At 70.2% G+C, this 24652-nt stretch carries 15 protein-coding genes; 12 read left to right on the top strand and 3 right to left on the bottom strand.

The window, feature by feature from the left end:
• Window positions 1–141 precede the first annotated feature (141 nt).
• The 4 genes from BME24068_RS10285 (at window position 142) to BME24068_RS10270 (ending at window position 5021) form a co-directional block, all read left to right on the top strand.
• Window positions 142–654, top strand: a complete 513-nt coding sequence (locus BME24068_RS10285; RefSeq protein ID WP_096505382.1) for a fimbrial protein — start codon at window positions 142–144, stop codon at window positions 652–654.
• A gap of 89 nt (window positions 655–743) precedes the next feature.
• Window positions 744–3230, top strand: coding sequence for a fimbria/pilus outer membrane usher protein (locus tag BME24068_RS10280; RefSeq protein WP_478209913.1), 2487 nt, complete (start codon window positions 744–746; stop codon window positions 3228–3230).
• A gap of 16 nt (window positions 3231–3246) precedes the next feature.
• The gene (locus BME24068_RS10275) at window positions 3247–3993 is read left to right on the top strand and encodes a fimbrial biogenesis chaperone (RefSeq protein WP_174926004.1); all 747 of its coding nucleotides are present in this window, start codon (window positions 3247–3249) and stop codon (window positions 3991–3993) included.
• Window positions 3990–5021, top strand: coding sequence for a fimbrial protein (locus BME24068_RS10270; RefSeq protein WP_096505378.1), 1032 nt, complete (start codon window positions 3990–3992; stop codon window positions 5019–5021). The genes BME24068_RS10275 and BME24068_RS10270 overlap by 4 nt, the downstream gene beginning before the upstream one ends.
• Window positions 5022–5115: 94 nt before the next feature.
• On the opposite strand, the gene BME24068_RS34965 is transcribed toward BME24068_RS10270, so the two are convergent.
• Window positions 5116–5250, bottom strand: coding sequence for an HHHH-motif protein (locus BME24068_RS34965; RefSeq protein ID WP_226277827.1), 135 nt, complete (start codon window positions 5248–5250; stop codon window positions 5116–5118).
• 46 nt (window positions 5251–5296) lie between these two features.
• Window positions 5297–5539 carry a hypothetical protein gene (locus BME24068_RS10265; protein ID WP_096505468.1) on the bottom strand — a complete coding sequence of 81 codons (243 nt, stop codon included), beginning with the start codon at window positions 5537–5539 and terminating at the stop codon, window positions 5297–5299.
• A gap of 404 nt (window positions 5540–5943) precedes the next feature.
• On the opposite strand from BME24068_RS10265, the gene BME24068_RS10260 reads away from it, so the two are divergent.
• The 7 genes from BME24068_RS10260 (at window position 5944) to BME24068_RS10230 (ending at window position 12770) form a co-directional block, all read left to right on the top strand.
• Window positions 5944–6612 carry an RNA polymerase factor sigma-70 gene (locus BME24068_RS10260; protein WP_096505376.1) on the top strand — a complete coding sequence of 223 codons (669 nt, stop codon included), beginning with the start codon at window positions 5944–5946 and terminating at the stop codon, window positions 6610–6612.
• 104 nt (window positions 6613–6716) lie between these two features.
• On the top strand, window positions 6717–6959 hold the full coding sequence (locus tag BME24068_RS10255; protein WP_174926003.1) for an MbtH family protein: 243 nt from the start codon (window positions 6717–6719) through the stop codon (window positions 6957–6959).
• A gap of 44 nt (window positions 6960–7003) precedes the next feature.
• On the top strand, window positions 7004–8014 hold the full coding sequence (locus tag BME24068_RS10250) for a TauD/TfdA family dioxygenase (protein WP_174926002.1): 1011 nt from the start codon (window positions 7004–7006) through the stop codon (window positions 8012–8014).
• A complete protein-coding gene (locus BME24068_RS10245; protein WP_174926001.1) occupies window positions 8004–8852 on the top strand; it encodes an ABC transporter ATP-binding protein in 849 nt (282 codons plus the stop codon). The genes BME24068_RS10250 and BME24068_RS10245 overlap by 11 nt, the downstream gene beginning before the upstream one ends.
• Entirely contained in the window at window positions 8849–10942 is a 2094-nt protein-coding gene (gene fhuB, locus BME24068_RS10240; RefSeq protein WP_174926000.1) for a Fe(3+)-hydroxamate ABC transporter permease FhuB, read from the top strand. The genes BME24068_RS10245 and fhuB overlap by 4 nt, the downstream gene beginning before the upstream one ends.
• Window positions 10939–11742, top strand: coding sequence for a siderophore-iron reductase FhuF (gene fhuF, locus BME24068_RS10235; RefSeq protein ID WP_174925999.1), 804 nt, complete (start codon window positions 10939–10941; stop codon window positions 11740–11742). The genes fhuB and fhuF overlap by 4 nt, the downstream gene beginning before the upstream one ends.
• Entirely contained in the window at window positions 11739–12770 is a 1032-nt protein-coding gene (locus BME24068_RS10230) for an ABC transporter substrate-binding protein (protein ID WP_174925998.1), read from the top strand. Before fhuF ends, BME24068_RS10230 begins: the two co-directional genes overlap by 4 nt.
• A gap of 211 nt (window positions 12771–12981) precedes the next feature.
• Here the strand turns inward: BME24068_RS10230 and BME24068_RS10225 are convergent, their stop codons facing one another.
• Entirely contained in the window at window positions 12982–14727 is a 1746-nt protein-coding gene (locus BME24068_RS10225; RefSeq protein ID WP_174925997.1) for a cyclic peptide export ABC transporter, read from the bottom strand.
• 274 nt (window positions 14728–15001) lie between these two features.
• On the opposite strand from BME24068_RS10225, the gene BME24068_RS10220 reads away from it, so the two are divergent.
• Window positions 15002–24649, top strand: a complete 9648-nt coding sequence (locus BME24068_RS10220; RefSeq protein WP_174925996.1) for a non-ribosomal peptide synthetase — start codon at window positions 15002–15004, stop codon at window positions 24647–24649.
• The last annotated feature ends 3 nt before the right edge of the window (window positions 24650–24652 follow it).

The raw sequence follows: 24652 nt of genomic DNA, 5'->3' as shown, positions 1-24652 counted from the left end.
TTTTCAATTTAACAATGCTTTACAGAATTCTTTCATTGTTATCTCGATAATGCCGCCTCGTGTCGGACGGGAGCCAACCACACGCTGCCTTTTGTATCCGCCACGTCGTCCATTCGCATCGCAACCTACACGGAAAACATGATGAAAAAATCCCTCCTGACCGCTGTCGCACTTGCCGCCCTGTCCACGTCGGCCTTCGCGGACGGCACCGGCACGATCAACTTCACGGGCGAGATCGTCGCGGGCGCATGCGGCATCGATTCGGGCTCGGACAACCAGACCGTGAACCTCGGCAAGGTGCCGACGCACGTGTTCAAGCAGGCCGGCGACAAGTCCAAGCCGACCACCTTCGACATCCAGCTGACCGACTGCGACACCAGCATCGCGCAGAACGCGTACTTCACGTTCACGGGCACGTCGAGCTCGGGCCAGCCGAAGCTGCTCGCGACGATCGGTTCGGCCACCAACGTCGGCATCCGCCTGCAGGCTGCATCGGGCGAATACCTCGACAACGGCGCCGAGCAAAAGGCACCGACGCTCCTGCAGAACGGCACCAACGTCGCACGCTTCGCGGCCATGTACGAAGCGACGGCAGCCGGCGTGACGCCGGGTACCGCCGACGGCGTCGCGAACTTCACGGTTCGCTACCAATAAGCGTCCGTACCGGGGAAGGGGTGCGCGCACCCTTTCTCCCTCTTTCTTTCCCTCCCGCCTTTCTTCGTCGGACTTCCCGATAGCACCGCGTGCGAATCAGACATTCCTTCCTTTGCGTCTCCGTGCTGGTCGTCGGCAGCCAGAGCCATGCGACGGAATTCAATTCATCGTTTCTGAACATCGACGGCTCGAACAATGTCGACCTGTCGCAGTTCTCGCAGCCCGATTTCACGCTGCCGGGCGAGTACATGCTGGACGTGCAGGTCAACGACCTGTTCTACGGGCTGCAGGCGATCGAGTTCGTCGCCGTCGACGATTCTGGCGCGGGCAAGCCGTGCCTGCCTCCGGCGCTTGTCGCGCAGTTCGGGCTGAAGCGCTCGCTCGCGAAGGATCTGCCGCGCTTCCAGGGCGGCCGCTGTGTCGATCTGGGCGCGATCGAAGGCGCGACGGTGCGTTACCTGAAAAGCGACGGGCGGCTCAAGATCACGATTCCGCAGGCCGCGCTCGAATTCACCGATTCGACCTACCTGCCGCCGGAGCGCTGGTCCGAAGGGATTCCGGGCGCGATGCTCGACTATCGCGTGATCGCGAACACGAACCGCAATTTCGGGACGAGCGGCACGCAGACGAATTCGATCCAGGCCTACGGGACGATCGGCGCGAACTGGGATGCATGGCGCTTTCGCGGCGACTACCAGGCGCAGTCGAACGTCGGCAACACGGCGTACGCGGATCGCACGTTCCGCTTCAGCCGGCTCTATGCGTTTCGCGCGCTGCCGTCGATCCAGTCGACGGTGACGTTCGGCGACGACTACCTGAGCTCCGACATCTTCGATACGTTCGCGCTGACGGGCGCGTCGATCCGCAGCGACGATCGCATGCTGCCGCCTTCGCTGCGCGGCTATGCGCCGCTGATCTCGGGCGTCGCGCGCACCAATGCGACCGTGACCGTGTCGCAGGCGGGCCGCGTGCTGTACGTGACGCGCGTGTCGCCGGGCGCGTTCGCACTGCAGAACGTCAACACGAGCGTGCAGGGCACGCTCGACGTCGCGGTCGAGGAAGAGGACGGCAGCGTACAGCGCTTCCAGGTGACGACGGCCGCCGTGCCGTTCCTCGCGCGCACCGGCCAGCTCCGCTACAAGGCCGCGCTCGGCAAGCCGCGCCAGTTCGGCGGCGCCGGCATCACGCCGTTCTTCGGTTTCGGCGAAGCCGCATACGGGCTGCCGTTCGACGTGACCGTCTACGGCGGCTTCATCGCCGCGTCGGGCTATACGTCGATCGCGCTCGGCGTCGGCCGCGATTTCGGCGCGTTCGGCGCGGTGTCGGCCGACGTCACGCATGCGCGCGCACGCCTGTGGTGGAACGGCGCGACGCGCAACGGCAACTCGTACCGCGTGAACTATTCGAAGCACTTCGACGGGCTGGATGCCGACGTGCGCTTCTTCGGCTATCGCTTCTCCGAGCGCGAATACACGAACTTCGCGCAATTCTCGGGCGACCCGACCGCGTACGGCCTGGCCAACAGCAAGCAGCGCTACTCGGCGACGATGTCGAAGCGTTTCGGCGACACGTCGACCTACTTTTCGTACGACCAGACGACCTACTGGACGCGCGCGTCGGAGCAACGCGTCGGCCTGACGCTCACGCGCGCGTTCTCGATCGGCACGCTGCGCCACCTGAACGTCAGCGTGTCGGCATTTCGCACGCAGAGCGCGGGCGCGAGCGGCAACCAGTTCTCGGTCACCGCGACGCTGCCGATCGGCGGGCGCCACACCGTCACGTCGAACCTGACGACGGGCAGCGGCAGCACGAGCGTGAACGCGGGCTACATCTACGACGATCCGGACGGCCGCACGTACCAGGTCAACGCGGGGGCGACCGACGGCCGCGCCGCGGCGAACGCGAGCTTCCGCCAGCGCACGTCGACGTACCAGCTCACCGCGCAGGCGTCGACGGTCGCGAACGCGTATGCGGCCGCGTCGCTCGAGCTCGACGGCTCGCTCGTCGCGACGCAGTACGGCGTGTCCGCCCACTCGAACGGCAACGCGGGCGACACGCGCCTGCTGGTGTCGACCGACGGCGTGCCCGACGTGCCGCTGTCCGGTACGCTCACGCACACCGATTCGCGCGGCTATGCGGTGCTCGACGGGATCTCGCCGTACAACGTGTACGACGCGACGGTCAACGTCGAAAAGCTGCCGCTCGAGGTGCAGGTGTCGAACCCGATCCAGCGCATGGTGCTGACCGACGGCGCGATCGGCTTCGCGAAGTTTTCCGCCGCGCGCGGCAGCAACCTGTACCTGACGCTGACCGATGCGCCCGGCAAGCCGTTGCCGTTCGGCGCATCGGTGCAGGACGCGGCGAACGGCAAGGAGCTCGGCATCGTGGGCGAGGGCGGCGCCGCCTTCCTGACCCAGGTGCAGCCGAAATCCGTGCTCGCGGTGCGGGCGGGCGAACGCACGCTCTGCACGGTCGACACGCTGCCGAACCAGCTCCAACTCGAAGGCACGCCGATTCCGGTCACGTGCCGGACGCCCGGCGAGCCGCATGCAGCGGCCGCGCGGAACGAACGATGAATTCACGGATCCTGCGATGAACCACGCTTTTTCCCTTTCCTTTCTGCGGCGCGCGTCGAGCGCGCTCGCCGTCGTGTCCATGCTGTTCGCCGGCCCCGCGCATGCGGCGATCGTGCCGGACCGCACGCGCGTGATCTTCAACGAGGGCGAACAGGCCGCGATCGTCACGATCACCAACAAGAGCACGACGTATCCGTATCTCGTGCAGTCGTGGCTGGAGGACGCCGACGGCAACAAGATCACGTCGCCGCTGATGGTCGTGCCGCCGCTGCAGCGCGTCGAGGCGAACGAGCGCAACGTGCTGCGCATCGCGAAGCTGCCCGGCGCCGCGTTGCCGGCCGATCGCGAATCGGTGTTCTACCTGAACATCCGCGAAGTGCCGCCGAAGACCGATACGCCGAACACGCTGCAGATCGCACTGCACACGCAGATGAAGCTGTTCTACCGGCCGAAGGGCGTGCAGCCCGCGCGCGACGCGGACTGGACGCTGCCGATGACGCTGCGCGTCGATGCGGCCGCGCACCGGCTCGTGTTCGACAACCCGACGCCGTATCACGTGACGGTGGTCGACGTGAGCGCGGGCGCGCAGAAGACGCGCGTGCCGATCGAGCCGGTCATGGTGAACCCGATGAGCACGGCGGACGTGCCGTTCAAGGCCGCGACGCCGGCGACGCTGTTCGTCACGCATATCGACGATTACGGCGGCCAGGTGGCGGTCGAGTATGCGTGCGAGGCCGGTGCCTGCAAGAGCGTGAAGCAATGAGCGGCGCGCGACGCAACGCCGTCGCGGGGACGCTGCCCGCGTGGCTCAGGTGGGGCATGCTCGCGCTGTTGATCGGGCTGGCCCAGCCGGCGTGGGCGGTGCGCTGCATTGCGAACGAGGGGGGCACGATGCTGACCGAGGCCATCGGCAACGTCGCGTCGTATCCGACCGACGCCCCGGACGGCTACGTGATCTGGGTGTCGCCGCCGCGCACGACGACGGGATATTGCTACAAGGATCTCGGCGGCGACATGAAGACGTTCGGCGAGTGGATCTATTTCTACGCGAACCCCGAACAGCAGAATCCGGCCGCGTGGGGGCTCGAGATCGGCATCCGCTATCTCGGCCAGGATTATTTCGGCCGCAGCAGTCAGCCGGGCGACGGCGTACAGACGACGACGTACGTGGAGCCGTGCGCGCTGAGCGACGCCGACGTCAAGGCGGGACGGTGCACGCGGTTCCCGCTGAGCATCACGTACCAGGTCGTGGTGCGCAAGCGCGGCAACTGGGTGCAGCCGCCGTCCGACATCTACGCCGTGTTCCAGTTCGACGGCAAGGGCGGCCTGAACTACATCAATCCCAGCTTTCGCTACAAGCTGAGCGGCCTGCGGAACCTGAAACCGACGCCTTGCCTGGTCGACGTGAAGGTCACGCCGGAACCCGGCATCGTGAAGTTCGGCCAGGTCCAGGCGACCGGCAACGGCTTCTCGCCCGCGGTGCCGCGCAAGTCGTTCAATCTCGCGCTGACCAAGCAATGCAACGTGGCGCTGCGCGTGGACGGCTACTTCGAGACGTCGCAGACCGTGCGAAACGGGCTGCTCGTGCCGGACTCGAACAGCAATTTCGGGATCGGCATCGAGGACCGTAACGGCACGGCGATCCCGTTCAACCAGCAGTTCGTGCTCGCGCAGATGCCGGGCAGCGTGAACTACCAGAGCGTGACGCTCGACGCGGTGCTGAAGGCGTTCGGGCCGCCGAAGATCGGCCCGTTCAACGGCACGGCGACGATCCGCTTGTTCATCTACTGACGCATGCGGCGCGTGCGCCGCCGCATGCACGGCTCGTCAGCATGAAAAAAGCGCCGGCATGCCGACGCTTTTCTGTGAACGCGCTGCGCGATGCTCAACGCACCCAGCGGCACACCTTGTGATGATGCTCGAAGTGGCACACGCGGTGCTGGTGGGCTTCGGCGATGGCCGGCACGAGCACGGCTGCGGCAACGGCGGCTGCGGTCAGAGTCTTGAGTAGCGTCTTCATGTTGAGGTCCTGTCGTTCAGTATCGGATCACGGGAAAGGAAAGGCATTACCACTGCGGTCGCTGATCGTCGCGACGGTCATCTCGATGGTCGTCGCGATGATTGTCACGCCCGCCGGGATGCTGCGCTTCCCAGTCGCGGCGCTCCCAGTAGCGGTGTCCGTCCCAGTAGCGATCGCCGTGCCAGCCGATCGTTACTTCGGCCGGGCCGGCAGGGTACGCAACACACCCGGTCAGCATCACGCTCGACAGCGCGCCAACCATGACTGCGGATAACACGATGGTCTTCATGTTGTTCTCCCTTGGAAACGGCAACCCGATCGTACGAGCCCCCAAAATTTCACGTCGTAATAAGTTGCTACCGTACATGACAAGGCAGCCCGCCTCGTCGGCTGGTTGAAAGATCGTGTCGGCGCCGCGCAAGACGGCCGCGCAGGCGCGAAATTCGCCGCGTGCCATGCGCGATGCAGGTCCGGCGCGGACGTTCGATGCCTGTCGGGCGCCGCACGACGCCTTTCAGTCGGAAAGCTTCTCCGCGCGTGCCGATCGATGACGGATACACATCCGCCCGGACGACGATTTCGCCAATTGATCAGACAAATCCCGATTGACGGCAGGGAGATAAGGGAATGTGATTGAGAATGATTTGCGTTTACGTTAAATTGCGTTATCTCGGAATTTGACGGAGCAGATCGATGGCAATGGCGGAAGTGCTCGAACGACCGGCAGCGGCAACGGCAAACCCGTTCCTCGGCAGTTATCCGGACCTGCCGTCGCGCGCCGCGCCACGTGCGAACCGGGCCGCGGAGCGGCAGGCGCAGGGTGCGCTGCTCGACGTGCTGATTTCGCATCGGGCGATGCTGGTCAACGTCGCGCGCGGTTTCGTCGGCTGCGCGAGCCGGGCCGAGGACGTCGTGCACGACGTGTTCGTGAAGCTCGTCGAATTCCCGAACCAGGATGCGGTGCGCCAGCCGGTCGCGTACGTGACGCGGATGGTGCGCAACGCGTCGATCGACGCGTGCCGCCGGCAAAGCCTCGAGAACGTCTATCACACGGAAGAGGACGACGGCTTCGACGTGCCGTCGCCGGAACCGACGCCCGAAGCCGCGCTGCTGACACGCGACACGCTGCGCCGTGTATGGGCCGCGCTCGACGATCTGCCGGCGCGCAGCCGCGCGGCGTTCGAGATGGTGCGGCTGCGCGAGGAAACGCTGCAGACCGCGGCGCGCGCGCTGAACGTGTCGCAGACGCTCGTGCATTTCATGGTGCGCGACGCGGAGCGGCACTGCGCGGAATGTCTCGACGCGTGCCATCGCGGCGTCGCGTGTCCGGTGTTTCTCGGCGGTCGTGCGCGGCGGCGGTAAAAAATCGCGCCGGCCAATCGTCTTCAACACAGGAGCGGCCAATTCGACAGTTCGCCGGGTTCGCCGCTTCGCCTCCTTCAACCGTCTTCCGCTTTTTTCCGATCATGACGCAAGCCACGACGCCTTCCGCCGACATCGACGACCTGATCCACACGGTCGTCATCAACGACGAAGAACAGTATTCGATCTGGCCGACGTTCCGGCCCGTGCCGGCCGGCTGGCGCGAGGTGGGCGTGCGCGGCACGAAAGCCGAGTGTCTCGCGCACATCGAAACCGTCTGGACCGACATGCGCCCGGCGAGCCTGCGCCGCGCGATGGACGGCGCGCGCGTATCGCGCGCGTCGTGACCCGCTGCGCCGGGACCCGGCGCGCCACCTGAAGAGGACGTTGCATGACCCTGCTTTCGTTGCCGACGCTCGACGACCTGCGTATCGAGCCGGGGCTGCCCACCGTCGTGTCGCCGCGCAGCGCCGACGGCATGTCGATCGACGAGGTCGCGCCGCTCGCGCACGCCATCGCGGCCGACACGCTCGAACGGGCGGGCGGTGTGCTGTTCACGGGCTTTCACGTGCCGTCGATCGACGCGTTCCAGCGGTTCGCGGCATCGTTCGGCGATCCGCTGATCGGCTATGAATACGCGTCGACGCCGCGCAGCCAGGTCGAAGGCGCCGTCTACACGTCGACCGAATACCCGCCGCACCGCGCGATTCCGCTGCACAACGAGCAGTCGTACACGCGCGAATGGCCGCTGCGGATCTGGTTCCATTGCGCGCTGGCGGCGCCCAAGGGCGGCGCGACGCCGATCGCGGACAGCCGTGCCGTCTATCGCGCGCTCGATCCGGCGCTGGTTGTGCGTTTCGAGCAGCGCGAGCTGCTGTACGTGCGTAACTTCGGCCAGGGGCTCGACCTGCCGTGGCAGCAATCGTTCGGCACCGGCGAACCGGCCGAGGTCGAACGGATGTGCGCGGCGCGCGGCATCGAATGCGCATGGCGTACCGACGACGACGGCGAACTGCTGTTGCGCACCCGCGAACGCTGTCAGGCCGTCGCGCGCCATCCGCGCACCGGCGATCGCGTGTGGTTCAACCAGGCGAACCTGTTTCACCTGTCCGCGCTCGACGACGACATGCAGGAAGCGCTCGTCGACGCGGTCGGGCTCGAAAACGTGCCGCGCAACGTGTACTACGGCGACGGCGCGCCGCTCGAGGCCGACGCGCTCGCGGAGATTCGCGGCGTGCTCGATCGCCAGCGCATCGTGTTTCCGTGGCGCACGGGCGACGTGCTGATGCTCGACAACATGCTGAGCGCACATGCGCGCGACCCGTTCGAAGGGCCGCGCAAGGTGGTCGTCGCGATGGCGCAGAGTTACACGGCGACCAAACGGAGGACCGATGACGCGTAGTACCGCCGCGCTTGCCGCGCGCGGGCTGACGGTGGGTTATCGCGACCATGTCGTGATCGACGGGCTGGACCTGTCGATCGTGGCCGGCCGCGTAACGGCGCTGTGCGGGCCGAACGGCTGCGGCAAGAGCACGCTGTTGCGCACGCTCGCGGGCCTGCAGCCCGCGCTTGCCGGGCAGGTTGACGTGAACGGCCGGCCGCTCGCGTCGTTTCGCCGTCGCGCGCTCGCGCGCGAGCTGACGATGCTCGCGCAGTTCAACCAGATTCCGTCGGGGCTCACCGTGCGCGAACTCGTCGCCTACGGGCGCTACGCGTACGGCGGTTTCCTGCGCGGGCTGTCGCGCGCCGACCATGCGGCGATCGACGAGGCGCTCGATACGAGCGGCCTCGCGGGCGACGCGGAGCGCGACGTCGGCGCGCTGTCGGGCGGCGAACGGCAACGCGCGTGGATCGCGATGGCGCTCGCGCAGCAGGCGCCGATCGTGCTGCTCGACGAACCGACGACCTATCTCGACATCCATCACCAGCTCGATATCCTCGATGCGCTGCGCACGCTGAACCGCACGCGCGGACTGACGATCGTATGGGTGTTGCACGACCTGAACCAGGCGGCCGCGTACAGCGACGACATCGTGCTGATGCGCGCCGGCCGTCTCGTCGCGCAAGGCACGCCCGACGCGATGCTCGATCCCGCGCGGTTGCGTGCCGCGTTCGGCGTCGACATGCTGAAGCTCGCGCATCCGCAGACGGGCGCGCCGATGTGCGTGCCGGCCTACGGGCCGACGGCGTCGGGCGCGTCGCACGCGGCGGGCGCACTCGACCGGGACGTCGCGGCATGACGACGTTCGCGATGCGCAAGCGTCTTGCGGCGAGCGGGCAGGGCGCCGCCGCCGGCCGTCGGGCCGGCGCGATCGCGCTCGGCCTCGTCGCGCTGATCGCGGTGCTGGCCGTGCTGCGCGTGGCCCCCGACCTGCGCGCGTGGTGGAACGCGGCGCCGGGCAGCGATGCCGCCGCGCTCGCCCACGTGTTCCTGTTCGACCTCAATCTGCCGCGCGTCGCGGCCGCGCTCGTCGCGGGCGGCTGCCTCGGCGTCGCCGGCGCGCTGTTCCAGTCGCTCACGCGCAATCCGCTCGCGTCGCCCGATCTGCTCGGCGTGACGGGCGGCGCGCAGCTCGGGCTGCTGGCGGCGATGCTGGTCCCGGCGCTCGCGGGCGTCGCATCGGTGCCGCTGCTGTTCGTCTGCGGGCTGATCGCCGCCGCGTGCGCGATCGTCGCGGCCGGCGGCTGGCGCGCGACGCCGCTGCGGCTCGTGCTCGCCGGCAGCGTCTGCATGCTGCTGTTCGCCGCGCTGTCGACGCTCGTGCTCGCGTTTTTCGAGCAGAACATCGCGGGCGCCGCGCTGTGGACCAACGGCAGCCTCTATCAACCGGGCGCGGCAGGGCTTGCGCTCGCCGCGCGCTGGCTCGTCGTGCCGCTGGTCGCGCTGCCGTTCGTGATCCGGCCGCTGAATCCGCTCGCGCTCGGCGACGATGCGGCGGCCGCGGCCGGCGTGCGCGTCGACGCGACACGGCTCGCCGCGACGATCGTCGCGGTCGCGTTCACGAGCGTGGCCGTCAGCATCGCGGGCCCGCTGTCGTACGTCGGTCTCGTGGCGCCGAACCTGCTGCGCCAGGTGCGCGGCGCGCGTGCGGCACGGCTCGGCGTGCTGGTGCCGTTGTCCGCGCTCGCAGGCGGCGCGCTGGTGCTCGTCACCGACAGCGCGGTGCTCGCATCGGGCCTCGACGCGACGCTGTCGACCGGCGTCGCGATCGCGCTCGTCGGCACGCCGCTGATGCTCGCGATGATCCGGCGCGGCGCGGCGTGGTCGGGCGTGCTGCACGCGGAGGGCGAACGCGCGGCGGGCAGCGGTTCGACGCGCGTGGTGGGCTGGCTCGAACGGCTCGGCTGGCCGTTGCGCACCGGGCTGTTCGTCGCGCTTGCCGTGCTCGCGGTGTTCGTCGGCGTGTCGGCCGGCCCCGAATGGCTGTCGCCCGCGCGCTGGTCCGCCGCGCTGTCGGGTCACGATGCCGTCGCGCGGATGATGATCGACCTGCGCATGCCGCGCTTGCTGTGCGCGCTTCTCGCGGGTGCGCTGCTCGCCGTGAGCGGCGTCGCGATGCAGAGCGTCGTGCGCAACCCGCTCGCCGGCCCCGAAGTGCTCGGCGTCACGCAGGGCGCGGGGCTGGTCACGCTGGTCGCGTTGTCGACATGGCCGCTGATGGGGCACGTGACGCTCGCCGCGGCCGCGCTGACCGGCGGCGGCTTGTCGCTCGCGATCACGCTCGCGCTGAATCACCGGCATCGTTATGCGCCGCTGGCCGTCGCGCTGACCGGCATCGTGATCGGCGCGCTGTGGACCACGCTCGCGCAGTGGCTGATCACGCAGCAAAGCGTGCAGCCCGCGCGCTTCGTCGTCTGGCTCGTCGGCGGCACCTATGGCCGCAGCTGGGGCGAGGTGTCGATGCTGCTGCCGTGGTGCGTATTGGCGGTGCCCGTCTTCGCATGGCTCGCCCGGCCGCTCGACATGCTCGCGCTCGGCGACGACCAGGCGGCCGCGCTCGGCCTGCCGGTCGCCGCGCTGCGGCCGCTCGCGCTGACGATCGCCACGCTCGCCGCATGTGCGGCCGTCGCGGCGGTCGGTCCGGTCGGTTTCATCGGGCTGATGGCGCCGCACGTCGCGACGATGCTCGGCGCACGCCGGCACCGCACGCGCCTGTGGCTCGCGGCGGCGTGCGGCGCGCTGATTCTCGGCTTCGCCGATCTGGCGGCCCGCACGGTGGTCGCGCCGCGCGAAGTGCCGGCCGGCGTGCTGACCGCGCTGATCGGCGCGCCGTATCTGCTCGGACTGCTGATTCTCGAGGGGCGCCGCGCCCGGCGCGCGGGCCGGTGACGCCGGCGCTCGACAGCGCACGCGCCACGCGGTTCTCGGCGTTCGCGCCCGCGGCGTTTGCCGGGCATCTCGACGTCGTGTGGCTCGGGATGCCCGATGACGCCCATGCGCCGCCGGGGCGCATCGTCGTGCCCGTCGTCGCGCTGCCCGAGCATCGCGAGGCGGTGCTCGACGCGATGGTCCGTCACTACGGCGGCGACCCGGCGCAGCATGCGCGTGCGCTGATGTCGCAATGGAGCAAGTACTACTTCGGGCGTGCCGCGCCCGCCGGCGTGGTTGCCGCGCTGACGCTCGGCCGGCCGCTCGACATGGCGCCGGAGCGCACGTTCGTCGCGCTCGACGACGGCATGCCGGCCGCATTGTATTTCGCGCGGGATGCGCTCGGTGCGCCGTGCGACGAACCCGCACGGCGTTACGCGGGGCTCGTCGCGCACCTCGGCACGGTAATCGACCTGCTCGCGGCGATGGGCCGCGTCACGCCGCGCGTGCTGTGGAGCAACGCGGGCAACCTGCTCGACTATCTGCTCGACACGTACCGGTCGCTGCCGTGCAGCGCGGATCCGGTGTGCGATGCGGACTGGCTGTTCGGCGCGGCCTGCGTGCACGGCGAGCCGAATCCGCTGCGTCTGCCGGTGCGCGATGCCGTGCCGCGCTCGTCGCTGCTGCCGACGCCGTTTCGCGCGCGCCGCGTGTGCTGCCTGCGTTATGAAATTCCTGGAGAAACGCAACTGTGTGGAAGCTGCCCCCTGCTACTGACGATGGACGACGCGGCGCTGGCCGGGCAGGACGCGATCCGGTGACGCATGCCGGCCGCCGTCATGCGCTCGGTGCGCTGGCCGCGCTCGGCGCTGCGTGCTGCGGCGCGTTCGTCGCACCGAACGGCGCAGCCGCCGCCGCGGAGGATGCGCGCGGCACGACTTCGCAACCGGGGCGCTCTTCGCTCGCCGGCAATCCGGTCGTGTCGCAGGCGAGCAAGACGATGCCGGTACGCCCGCAACGCGTGGTCGCACTCGACTTCATGTTCGCGGAAAGCGTGATCGCGCTCGACATCGTGCCGGTCGGCATGGCCGATACCTCGTTCTATCCGGGCTGGCTCGGCTACGAGAGCGACCGGCTCGCGCACGTGACCGACATCGGCTCGCGACAGGAGCCGGGGCTCGAGGCGATCGCCGCGGTGAAGCCCGATCTGATCATCGGCGTCGGCTTCCGCCATGCGCCGATCTTCGACGCGCTCGACCGGATCGCGCCGACGATCCTGTTCCAGTTCAGCCCGAACGTGTCGGAAGACGGCGTGCCCGTCACGCAGCTCGACTGGATGCGGCAGATTTTCCGGACGATCGGCGCCGTGACCGGCCGCGATGCGCGTGCGCAGGCGGTCGACGCGCAACTCGACGCGGGCCTCGCGCACAATGCGTCGCGGCTCAAGGCGGCCGGGCGCAGCGGCGAACGCATCGCACTGCTGCAGGATCTCGGGCTGCCCGACCGCTACTGGGCCTATACGGGCAACAGCACGTCGGCGGGCCTCGCGCGCGCGCTCGGGCTCGAACCGTGGCCGCGGAAGCCGACGCGCGAAGGCACGCTGTACGTGACGTCCGCCGACCTGCTCAGGCAGCGCGACCTGGCCGTGCTGTTCGTCACCGCGACGGGGATGGACGTGCCGCTGTCGGCGAAACTCGATTCGCCGGTGTGGCGTTTCGTGCCCGCGCTGCGTGACCACCGGATCGCGCTGATCGAGCGCAACATCTGGGGATTCGGCGGCCCGATGTCGGCGCTGAAGCTGGCCGACGTGATGACCGATACGATGCTGAAGCTGCCGACCGCGCGTTGAATGCGTGATTGAACGGCAGCGGGCGGGGCGGCGGTTGACGGAAAGATGGAGCATCGTCGCGCCGGACGAACCGTATTGCGCTTGCGTCGCGCGCACGTCGGGCCGCATGCCGTTCCGGATCTTCTGATTTCCCGACCTTCCGATCTTCCTGGCCGAACCGGCACACCGCCCGCGCACCGCAATCACGGCGCGCGGGCGGTAAACCTTTCGCTTACGCGCTCAACGCGTCGACGCCATTCCGTGCCTGCGAGCGCGCAGGCGTCGTATCGCTGACGATCTGCCCGTTGTCGAGCTTCAGCAGCCGGTCGGCGAGACCGAAATAGCGGTCGTCGTGCGTGATCACGATCACGGCCTTGCCGCGCGCGCGCAGCTCGGGCAGCAGTTGCTCGTAGAACACGGCCTTGAACGACGGATCCTGATCGGCCGCCCATTCGTCGAACAGGTAGAACGGCCGGTCCTCCAGATACGCGACGACGAGCGCGAGCCGCTTGCGCTGGCCGGTCGACAGCGCACGGTTCGAGAACGCGCCGTCGACGACCTTCACCTTGTGATCGAGCGCGAGCTTCGCGACGAGCGCGTTCGCGCGCGCATCGGCCTGCGCGCGCTCCGGGTCGTCCGGATCGACGATGCCGAGCAGCGCATCGAACAGGTGGAAATCGTTGAACACCGCGCTGAAGCGCTGCCGGTACGCGGCGCGCTCGCGCCAGCCGATCGGGCGGCCGTCGACCTCGATCGCGCCTTCCTCGGGCTCGTAAAGCCCCGTCAGCACCTTCGCGAGCGTCGTCTTGCCGCTGCCGTTGCCGCCGACGATGAATACGAGCTCGCCCGGCTGGATCGTCAGGTTGATCGGCCCGATCCGGAACATCCGTTCGTCGCGCTCGTGGAAATACGCATGCGTGACGTCGCGCAGCGTGACCGCGCCGGCCGGCGGCACGTCGGGGGCATCGCTGGCGGGCGGCACCGTGCGCAGCGCGCCGAATTCGGCCATCACGCCTTCGATCCGGCCGAGCGACACGCGCGCCGCGTTGACGGTCGGCAGGTTGTTCAGCAGCCCGTCGAGCGGCACCAGCATGAACAGGAACACGACGACGTAGCCGGCCGCGGCGCCGGCATCGGCGTGCACGCCGAGCTGCGGCCAGAACGCGGCCGCGCCGAGGAACACGTAGAACAGGAAGATGATCCAGCCGACGCCGACCGCATACGCGCTGAACGCGCGGCGGCGGTGATCGCGCACCTCGCCGATCGCGGCGCCGAGCTGGCCGTCGACGAACTGGCGCGCGCGCGCGTCGTGCAGCTTCAGCTCCTTCGCGCCGGAGAACAGCGAGCCGAGATAGCCGAACAGGCGGTCCTGCGCGTGGCCGGCCGCTTCGAGCGACGCGATCGCGCGGCGGTCGCCGGTGTGATAGCCGAGCGAGCCCGCGACGATCGCGGTGAGTGCCAGCAGGCACACGGGCCACGACAGCCATGCGAGGTAGCCGAGGCAGCCGAACACGATCGAGCCGTGCATCACCAGGTTCGGCAGCGCGAAGAACAGCATCGACACGTTGGTCGCGTCGTCGGTCAGCACCGACTGCACGGGGGCGGCGCCGATCCGCTCGATGTCGCGCAGCTCGGCCGCGCCGACGCGCCGCGCGAGGTGCACGCGCAGTCGCGCCATCGTGTCCTGCGACAGCCGGGCGAACAGCGTGCCCGACACGATGCGCGTGACGAGCGCGATCACGGCGCACAGCGCGAAGCGCCACGCGAGCGACGCATCGGCCGCGCCGGGCTGCGCGAGCGCGCGGTTCAGCGTCGCGACGAGCAGCACGCTCGCGACGCCGTTGAGCACGCAGGCGACGAGCGCCAGCGCGAGCGATGCGCGGCTTTCGCGCAGCAGCGCGAGGATCAGGCGCGCCGCGGGGCGGCCGGGGGAGGCGTCGAGGGACGGCGGGGAAGAAGGCTCGTGGGCGGCTGTCATCGGCAACGTCGGTAATAAGAGGGCGGGCGAAACATGCGGAAACGGAAAAACTGACGCGAAAGCAGCGCACGAGCACGGGCCCGGTTGCCGCTTTCCCTCCTGATAGACGAACGGGCCGCGCAAATATTTAGCCATTCCTTCGAGAAAGCGAGCCCGTGCGCGATTTGCACGCAAAACGGTAAAAAATCGGCCGCGTCGTTCGTCACACCAGTGAAGCCGCCCAAAGCGGCCCCGAGACTTGGCCGAAGCGGCCGGACCGAAGGACTTCATGCACATGACGAGTTTCCCGACTGCGCTGCATCACCGAATCCGCGAGCTGGCGCGCGTTGCGCCCGACGCGCCCGCGCTCGCCGCACCTTTCCAGAACGATCTGCGCCTGTCGCGCGGCGCGCTCGACGCGCGTGCGTCGCAGCTTGCCCGCCAACTGCGCGCGGCCGGCGTCGGCGCCGAAGTGCGGGTCGGCGTATGCGTCGAACGCTCGTGCGAGCTGTTCGTCGCGCTGCTGGCCGTGCTGAAGGCGGGCGGCGTGTTCGTGCCGCTCGATCCGCGCCATCCGGCCGCGCGCCTCGACTGGATCGTCCAGGATGCGCAACTGCGGCACGGGATCGTCGACGCGGCAGGCCGCACGGCGCTCGGCACGCCGTTCGAGCATGCGTTCGATGCGACGGCCGTGGCGGCCGACGGCACGGATGCCGAGGCCTTCGACGGTCGCGACGACGCGCCGGTGCATCCGCGTTCGGCCGCCTACATGATCTACACGTCGGGCTCGACCGGCACACCGAAGGCGGTCGTCGTCGAGCACGGGCCGCTCGCCGCGCATTGCGACGCGCTCGCGGCCGCGCTGCCGATCGAGCGCGGCGACTGCCTGCTGCATTTCGCGTCGGTCAATTTCGATGCCGCGCACGAATGCTGGCTCGCGCCGCTCGCGGTCGGCGCCAGCGTGACGATTGCGCCGCCGCAGCCGTTCGCGCCGGACGCCGCGCATGCGCTGATGGTGCGCGAAGCGGTCAACGTCGCCGCGTTTCCGCCGGCGTATCTGCGCGAATTCGCGGCCGTCGCCGCGCGCGACGGCGTGCCGCCGGCATTGCGCGTGCTCGCGTTCGGCGGCGAGGCGCTGCCGCAGCAGGCGTTCGAATGCGTGCGCCGGACATTCCCGTCGGTGCGCCTGATCAACGGTTACGGGCCGACCGAGGCCGTGATCTCGCCGATGCTGTGGCCGGTCGAGCCGGGCGAAATGCCGGCGCTCGCGGCGGACGATGCGTATGCGTCGCTGCCGATCGGCCGCGTGATCGGCCCGCGCGTCGCGCGTATCGATGGCGACGAGGCAGGCGAGGGCGGCGAGCTGCTGCTCGGCGGCGTGTGTCTTGCGCGCGGCTACCACGGCCGTCCGGCGTTGACGGCCGAGCGCTTCATTCCCGATGCGGATGGCGAACCGGGCGCGCGCGTCTATCGCACCGGCGACCTCGCGCGCTTGCGTGACGACGGTGCATTCGATTACCTCGGCCGGCTCGACGATCAGGTTCAGGTGCGCGGCGTGCGTGTAGAGCCCGCGGAAATCGCCGCGTGCCTGCGCACGCATCCGGCCGTTGCCGATGCGGCGGTGATCGCCGAAACCGGCAACGGGCCGACGCGGCTGATCGCGTGCGTCGCGCTGCGCGCGGCCGCCGACGATGCGGCGCTGAAGGCGCACGTGGGTGCGCAATTGCCCGCGGCGTGGCAGCCGCACCGGTTCGTCCGGTGCGATGCGCTGCCGTATACGCTGAACGGCAAGATCGACCGGGCCGCGCTGCGCGAGCGCATTGCCGCCGCACGCGACACGGCGCAACGCGTGGGCGACGCGCCGCACACGCCGACCGAGCAGCAGATCGCCGGCGTCTGGCAGACGCTGCTGGCGCTCGATGTCATGCCGTCGCGCGACGATCGCTTCTTCGTGCTCGGCGCCGATTCGCTGGCCGCGATGCAGCTTCAGGCCGCGATTCGTGCGGCACTGCGCGTGAACCTGCGCCTCGACACGCTGTTCGCCGATCCGTCGCTCGCAGATCTGGCCGCGCACGTCGATCGCGCGGAACGCGAAACGGGCGAGCCGCTGGCCGCGATCTCCGCGCGTCGCGGCGAGGCTGCCTCGGCCGCGCCGTACGCCGATCGCGCGGCATCGCTCGCACAGCAACGTTTCTGGGTACTCGCGCAGACGCGCGATGCAAGCGCCGCATATCACATCGCCGCGCACTGGACGATCGACGGCGTGCTCGACCGCGACGCGCTGCAGCGTGCGCTCGATCACGTGATCGGACGGCACGAGGCATGGCGCACGACGCTCGTCGACAACGACGACGGCATCGTGATGCAGCGCATCCACGCACACCTGCCGGTTGCGATCGCCACGCTGGACCTGCGCACACAATCGCCGGCTGCGCGCGATGCGCAAGCCGCGCGCGCGGCTGAACGCGATGCGGGTGCGCCGTTCGATCTGTCGGCCGGGCCGCTGCTGCGCGCGACGCTTCTCGTGCTCGCCGACGATCGCCACCGGCTGCTGCTGACCGCGCACCACGCGATCACCGACGGCTGGAGCTCGCGCTGCGCGTTCGACGAACTGTCGGCCGCGTACCGTGCGTATGCGCAAGGCCGCGAACCGTCGTTGCCCGGGCTGCCGATCCAGTACGCGGACTATGCGGACTGGCAGCGCGACATGCTTGCCGGCGGCGAGGGCGAACGACAGCTCGACTACTGGCGCGGCGCGCTGCGCGACGTGCCGGGCCCGCTCGCGCTGCCGGTCGACCGTCAGCCGGGCGCGACGCGCACGCTGCAGGGCGCGCGCGCGTCGGTACGCCTGCCCGACGCGGTCACAGCCGACGTGCGGCGCCTCGCACGCGATGCGCAGGCCACGGTCTTCACGGTGCTGCTGGCCGCGCTCGATGCATGGCTGTCGCGCGTGACCGGCGAGACGGATGTGATCGTCGCGGTGCCGGTCGCGCATCGCCAGCGCCCGGAAACCCGCGCGCTGCTCGGCCTGTTCCTGAATACGGTGGCGCTGCGCGTACGCGTGGCGCCGACGCAGTCGTTCCGCGCGCTCGTCGATGCCGCACGCGCGGCGGCGCTCGATGCGGTCGCGCATCAGGACGTGCCGTTCGAGCGCGTCGTCGATGCGGTGAAGCCGCCCGTCAAGCGCGGCGACGAATGGCTGCGCGTGAAATTCGCGCAGCAGTTCGATGCGCGCCACGACAGCGTGCTGCCGGGCGCGACCGCCGTGGCGACGCCGGGCCCCGACCTTGCCGCGCGCTTCGACTTCGCGCTGGATTTCACCGATGACGCGAACGGCATCGAACTGGTCGCCGCCTACGCGACCGACTGCATCGATGCCGATACCGCGCGCGCATGGCTCGACAGCTATGCGGCGCTGGTCGCGTCCGCGGCGCACGAACCGCAACGCACGACGGCCGCATTGCCGTGCGATGCGTCGCCGGTTTCGCGCCAGCCGCGTGACGGCCGTGCGCTGCGTGTCGAGCACGCGGACATCGTCGCCGCGTTCGCGCGGCAGGCGGCCGCCTATCCGCATCGCGTCGCGCTCGCCGATGCATCGGCATCGCTGACCTTCGCCGAACTCGACGACGCGTCGAACCGCATCGCACACGCACTGAAACTGCGCGGCGCAACGGCCGAGGTGCCCGTCGTCGTCTGCATCGAGCGTTCGGCCCGTTTCGTCGCCGGCCTGCTCGGTGCGCTGAAAGCCGGTGCGCTGGCCGTGCTGCTCGATCCGGCGCAGCCCGCCGCACGACTGGCCGCGGCTGCCGCCGATTGCGGCGCGCGCTGGGCGCTCGTCGCGGACGCGGCCGCCTGGCCGGCCGGCACCGGCACGCAACCGCTCGACGTCGATACGCTCGCGCAGGACGCGACGCTCGCCCATGCGGCCGGCGTCCGTGTCGCGCCGCATCCCGAACAGGGCGCCTATCTGATCTATACGTCGGGCTCGACCGGCACGCCGAAGGGCGTTGTCGTGTCGCACGGCGCACTCGCCGACTACGTGCAGGGCATGCTCGACGAACTCGCGTTCGCACCGGACGCGTCGTTCGCGATGGTATCGACCGTCGCGGCCGACCTCGGCCACACGACGCTGTTCGGCGCGCTGTGCGCGGGCCGCACGCTGCACCTGTTGCCGGCCGCGTGCGCATTCGACCCGGACCTGTTCGCCGACGAAATGCGCCGCCGCGACGTCGGCGTGCTGAAGATCGTGCCGAGCCACCTGCAGGCACTGCTCGACGCGCGCGCGCCGGCCGACGTGCTGCCGCGCCACGCGCTCGTGACCGGCGGCGAAACGCTGACGTGGGCGCTCGTCGCGCGTCTCGCCGCGCTCGCGCCGGCCTGCCGCGTGATCAACCATTACGGGCCGACCGAAGCGACGGTCGGCGCGATCGCGTGCGACACCGCGTCGATCGCCGTCGACGCGCGCGATCCCGCGAGCGGCGTGCCGCTCGGCGCACCGCTGCCGAATGCGCGCGCGCTGGTGCTCGATGCGTTCGGCGCATGCGTGCCCGCAGGCGCAACGGGCGAGCTGTATCTGGGCGGGCCGGGCGTCGCGCGCGGCTACCTGAACCGGCCGGCGCAGACCGCCGAGCGCTTCGTGCCCGATCCGTTCACGCCCGGCGCGCGCCTGTATCGCACCGGCGACCGCGTGCGCTTGCGCGCGGACGGCCGGATCGCCTTCCTCGGGCGCATCGACGACCAGGTGAAAATTCGCGGCTATCGCGTCGAACCGGGCGAAGTGAGCGCGGCCGTCCGCGCGGCCGGCCCGATCGCGCAGGCCGAAACGCTCGCGATCGAGCACGACGGCCGCCTGCGGCTCGCGACGTTCGTCGTGATGCGCGACGGCGCGGCATTCGACGAAGCCGCCGTGCGCGCGGCACTCGGCGCGACGCTGCCCGACTACATGGTGCCCGCGCAGTTCGTCGCGCTCGCGCGCCTGCCGGTGACTGCGAACGGCAAGATCGATCGCGCCGCGCTGCGCGAGCTGGCTGCCGTGCCGGTGACGGTCGCAGCGGGCGACGGGCCGCAGGGTCCGGTCGAAACCGCGCTCGCCGAAGTATGGCAAACGGTGCTGAAGGCGCCGCGCGTCGGCCGCGACGACAACTTCTTCGAACTCGGCGGCGACTCGATCCTCGTGCTGCAGGTGATCGCACGGGCCCGCAAGCGCGGCGTGCGCTTCACGCCGAAACAACTGTTCGACGGCCCGACGGTCGCCGAGCTCGCGCGCATCGCGAAGACGGAGGAGGCGGCCGCGGCAACGCCGGCGCCAGTCCAGGCCGCGCCGGCCGCCGCGGCGATCCTGACACCGGCCCAGCAGCGCTTCTTCGCGCTCGACGTGCCGCACCCGGGCCACTGGAACCAGTCGGTCGCGTTCGACGTGCGCGGCCCGTTCGACGCCGACGCGTTCGCACGCGCGTTCGACGCGCTGCTCACGCATCACGATGCGTTCCGCCAGCGCTTTGCGCGCGACGCGAACGGCAACTGGCATGCCAGCGACGCGGCGAAGCCGTACGACGCGCTGCCGTTCGTCGAAGTCGCGGCACGCGACGAAGCCGACGCACTGGCGCGCTTCGACGCATTGCAGCGCCGCCTCGACCTTGGCCGCGGGCCGCTCGCGTGCGCATGCGCGGCACGGCTTCCGGACGGTTCGACGCAGCTCTATCTGGCGATTCATCATGCGATCGTCGACGGCGTGTCGTGGCGCATTCTGCTCGACGACCTCGACTCGGCCTATCGCGCCGCATGCGAGCGCGCACCGGTTCGCCTGTCGCAACCGGGCCTGCGTGCGGATGCATGGGCCGCGCGGCTGGCACGCGCGGCGACGGACCCGGCGTCGCCGTTCGCGGCCGAAACCGCATACTGGGCCGGGATGGCGCAGGGCGACGACCTCGTGCCCGATCATCCCGACGCACCGGCGACGAATGCCGATGCGGCCGTCGTCGTGCAGACGATCGACGCGGCATTGACCCGCGCGGCGCTGACCGATGCGCACGCCGCGTATCGCACGCAGACGATCGAACTGCTGGGCGCGGCGCTCGCGCTGGCGCTGACTGAAGCCGACGGCGCCGCTTCGTGCCGCGTCGAACTCGAAGGACACGGCCGCGAGGCGCTGTTCGACGATGCGGACGCGAGCCGGACGATCGGCTGGCTGACGAGCCACTATCCGGTGACGCTGCCGGTCGACGCGAGCGCACGCGACACGCTGTGCGCGGTCAAGGACACGCTGCGCGCGGTGCCGCACAAGGGGCTCGGCTTCGGTGTGCTCGCACACTACGGCGATGCGGCGACGCGCGCGGCGCTGGCCGCCGTGCCGCGCCCGCGCGTCACGTTCAACTATCTCGGCCAGTTCGACGCGCCGCGCGATGCGACGCTCGTGCCGCGCTTCGGCGGCACCGGCACCGAGCGCGACCCCCAAGGCCCGCTCGGCAACACGCTTGCGATTCACGCGTATCTGGATACCGATCGCGACGGCGCCCGCACGCTCAAAGTGCATTGGGTGTACGGCGCACCGCAATTCGAACGCGCGACGATCGATGCCTTCGCCGAACGCTTCGCGAACGCACTGCGCGCGCTTGCCGATGCCTGCGCGGCACGCGTCGCGCATCGCGGCGGCGGTGCGACGCCGGGCGATTTCCCGCTCGCGCAGACGGCCGGTCTCACGCAGGCCGCGATCGAGCGCGCGCCGCTCGACTGGCGCACGATCGACGACGTCTATCCGCTGTCGCCGATGCAGCAGGGGATCCTGTTCCATGCGTTGTTCGCGCCCGGTCACGCAAGCTACGTGAACCAGCTCGTCGCGACCGCGACGGCGCTCGACGCCGACCGGCTCGCGGCCGCGTTCGCCGCGTCGGTCGCGCGCCACGACATCCTGCGTACCAGCGTGATGCCCGACGAAGCGGCGCCGCTGCAATGCGTGCACCGCCATGCGCAGATGCCGGTCGAACAGCTCGACTGGCGCACGCGCGGCGACGCACTCGACGCCGATTTCGACGCATGGCTCGCGGCCGACCGCGCCCGCGGCTTCGACTGGCGCGAGCCGCCGCTGATGCGGCTCACGCTGATCCGCGTGGCCGACGACGCATGGCGTGTCGTGTGGACGCGCCACCATGTGCTGCTCGACGGCTGGAGCACCGCACGCCTGCTCGCGGACGTGCTGCGCGACTATCGCGACCCCGATGCGGTGTCGCCGTTCGCGAGCCGCCCGGCGCTGCGCTATCGCGACTTCATCGCGTGGCTCGGCACGCGCGACCGCGACGCGGACGAACGCTTCTGGACCGGCCGGCTCGCGCGCCTCGACGCGCCGACGCTGATCGCCGAGCGCGCGGCCGACCGTGCGGATGCCGACATGGTCACGTGGCGTGCGACGATCGGCGCCGATGCGCTGGCGCGTGTCGCGCACACCGCGCGGGCCCTGAAGCTGACCGTGAACACCTTGGTGCAGGGCGCGTGGGCGCTCGCGTTGCAGCGCATGACGCATCAGCCGGCCGTCGCGTTCGGCGCGACCGTCGCGGGCCGTCCCGATGCGCTCGCGGACGTCGACACGGTGCTCGGTCTTTTCATCAACACGCTGCCGGTGATCACGGCGCCCGCGCCGCAACAGCGCGCGGCCGACTGGCTGCAGGCGCTGCAACGCGACAACGCAGCCGCTGCCGAGCATGCGCATACGCCGCTTGCCGACATCCAGCGCTGGGCGCGCGGCGCCGGCGGCGCACTGTTCGACACGCTGGTCGTGTTCGAGAACTACCCGGTCGACGACACGGCGCGCGACGCCGATCCGCGCGCACTCGCGCTGAGCGACGTGCGCAGCATCGAAGCGACCGATTTCGCGCTGACGCTCGTGATCGAAAGCGGCGCCACGCTGACGATCGACTATGGCTACGACACCGCGCGTATCGATGCGTGCCAGGTCGAAACCTGGCACCGCGCGTTCGCCTGCGCGCTCGACGCGCTGGCCCGCACGCCGGACGCGCTGCTCGGCACGCTGTCGATCGCGGACGATGCGGCACGCGATGCGCTGGCCCGCGCGCAGCACACCGCACAGACGTGGCCGGACGCGCAGCGTCGGCCGCTGCATCTGCAATTCGCCGACGCCGCGCGCGCGACGCCGGACGCGATCGCGCTCGAATACGCGGACTCGCATGGCCGCGTGCAGCGTGCAACCTATCGCGAACTCGACCTGGGCACGGCACGCGTCGCCGCTGCATTGCGCCGGCGCGGCGTGCGGCCCGACACGCCGGTCGCGTTGTGCGTCGAGCGTTCGTTCGACATGGTGACGGCGCTCGTCGGCGTGCTGAAGGCAGGCGCCGCGTACCTGCCGATCGACCCCGACTATCCGGCCGAGCGCATCGCGTATCTGCTGCAGGACGCGCGTCCGGCCGTCGCGATCACGCAGGCGCATCTGCGCGAGCAGGTCGAGGCCGCCCTCGGCGACGGCGCGACGACGCAACTGCTGACGGTGGCCGATCTGCTGGCCGACGAACCGGACGAGCTATCCGCCGGCGTCACGACCGACATCGACGATGCGCAGCTCGCATACCTGATCTACACGTCCGGCTCGACCGGCAAGCCGAAGGGCGCCGGCAACACGCACGGCGCGCTCGCGAACCGGATCGCGTGGATGCAGCACGCGTACCGGCTCACGCGCGACGACGTCGTGCTGCACAAGACGCCGTTCGGTTTCGACGTGTCGGTATGGGAATTCGTGTGGCCGCTCGCGATCGGCGCGAAGCTCGCGATCGCCGCGCCCGGCGACCACCGCGACCCGGCACGCCTCGCGGCCGCGATCCACGCGCACGGCGTGACGGTGCTGCACTTCGTGCCGTCGATGCTCGCCGCATTCGCCGCGTATCTCGACGATTTTGCGGCCGCCGCGCAATGCGACAGCGTGCGCCTGATCGTCGCGAGCGGCGAGGCGCTTGCGCCCGAGCTCGTCGCGAAGGTCGCGCGGCTGCTGCCGAACGCGACGCTCGTGAACCTGTACGGGCCGACGGAAGCCGCGATCGACGTGTCGCACTGGACCTGCGGCCCCGACGACGCGAACGCGATCGCGGTGCCGATCGGCCATCCGATCGCGAACCTGCAGTTGCACGTGCTCGACGCGGCATGGCAACCGGTGCCGGCCGGCGCGACCGGCGAACTGTATCTGGCCGGCGCGGGTCTCGCGCGCGGCTATCTCGGCCGCCCGGGACTGACCGCCGAGCGCTTCGTGCCCGATCCGTTCGTGCCGGGCGCGCGCATGTACCGCACCGGCGACCTCGCGCGGCGTCGTGCCGACGGCGCACTCGACTACCTCGGCCGCGTCGACACGCAGGTGAAGCTGCGCGGTCAGCGGATCGAGCCGGGCGAAATCGAGGCGTTGCTGCGCGCGGCGCCGGGCGTGCACGACGCGGTCGTGATCGTGCGCGACGAGCAGTTGATTGCTTATGTCGCACGTGGCGACGCGGGCCCGCTCGACCGCGCGGCGCTGCTCGATGCGTTGCGTGCGCAACTGCCGGCGTACATGGTGCCGTCGCAACTGATCGAGCTCGACGCGTTGCCGGTCACGCCGAACGGCAAGTGCGACCGCCATGCGCTGCCCGCGCCGGTGCGTGAAGCGGCGGCCGCGGTCGAACTCGCCACCGACACCGAGCGTGCGCTCGCGGCGATCTGGCAGCGCGTGCTGCACGTGGACGCGATCGGCCGCGACGACGATTTCTTCCTGCTCGGCGGTCACTCGCTGCTCGCGACGCAGGCGCATGCGCAGGCGAATCTGCACTGGGGCCTCGCGCTGCCGCTGCGCACGCTGTTCGACACCCGCACGCTCGCACGCTGCGCGGACGCGATCGATGCGGCCTGCGCGGCGCGTGGTGAAACCGATGCGGCGAGCGCGATCGACGCGCTGCTCGGCGAACTGGAAACCCAATAAGGA

The organism is Burkholderia anthina (genome assembly GCF_902498995.1).
In the GTDB taxonomy this organism is placed as follows: domain Bacteria; phylum Pseudomonadota; class Gammaproteobacteria; order Burkholderiales; family Burkholderiaceae; genus Burkholderia; species Burkholderia anthina.
The sequence above is the reverse complement of the archived record's forward strand: the minus strand, read 5'-3'. Positions and strand labels throughout refer to the sequence as shown.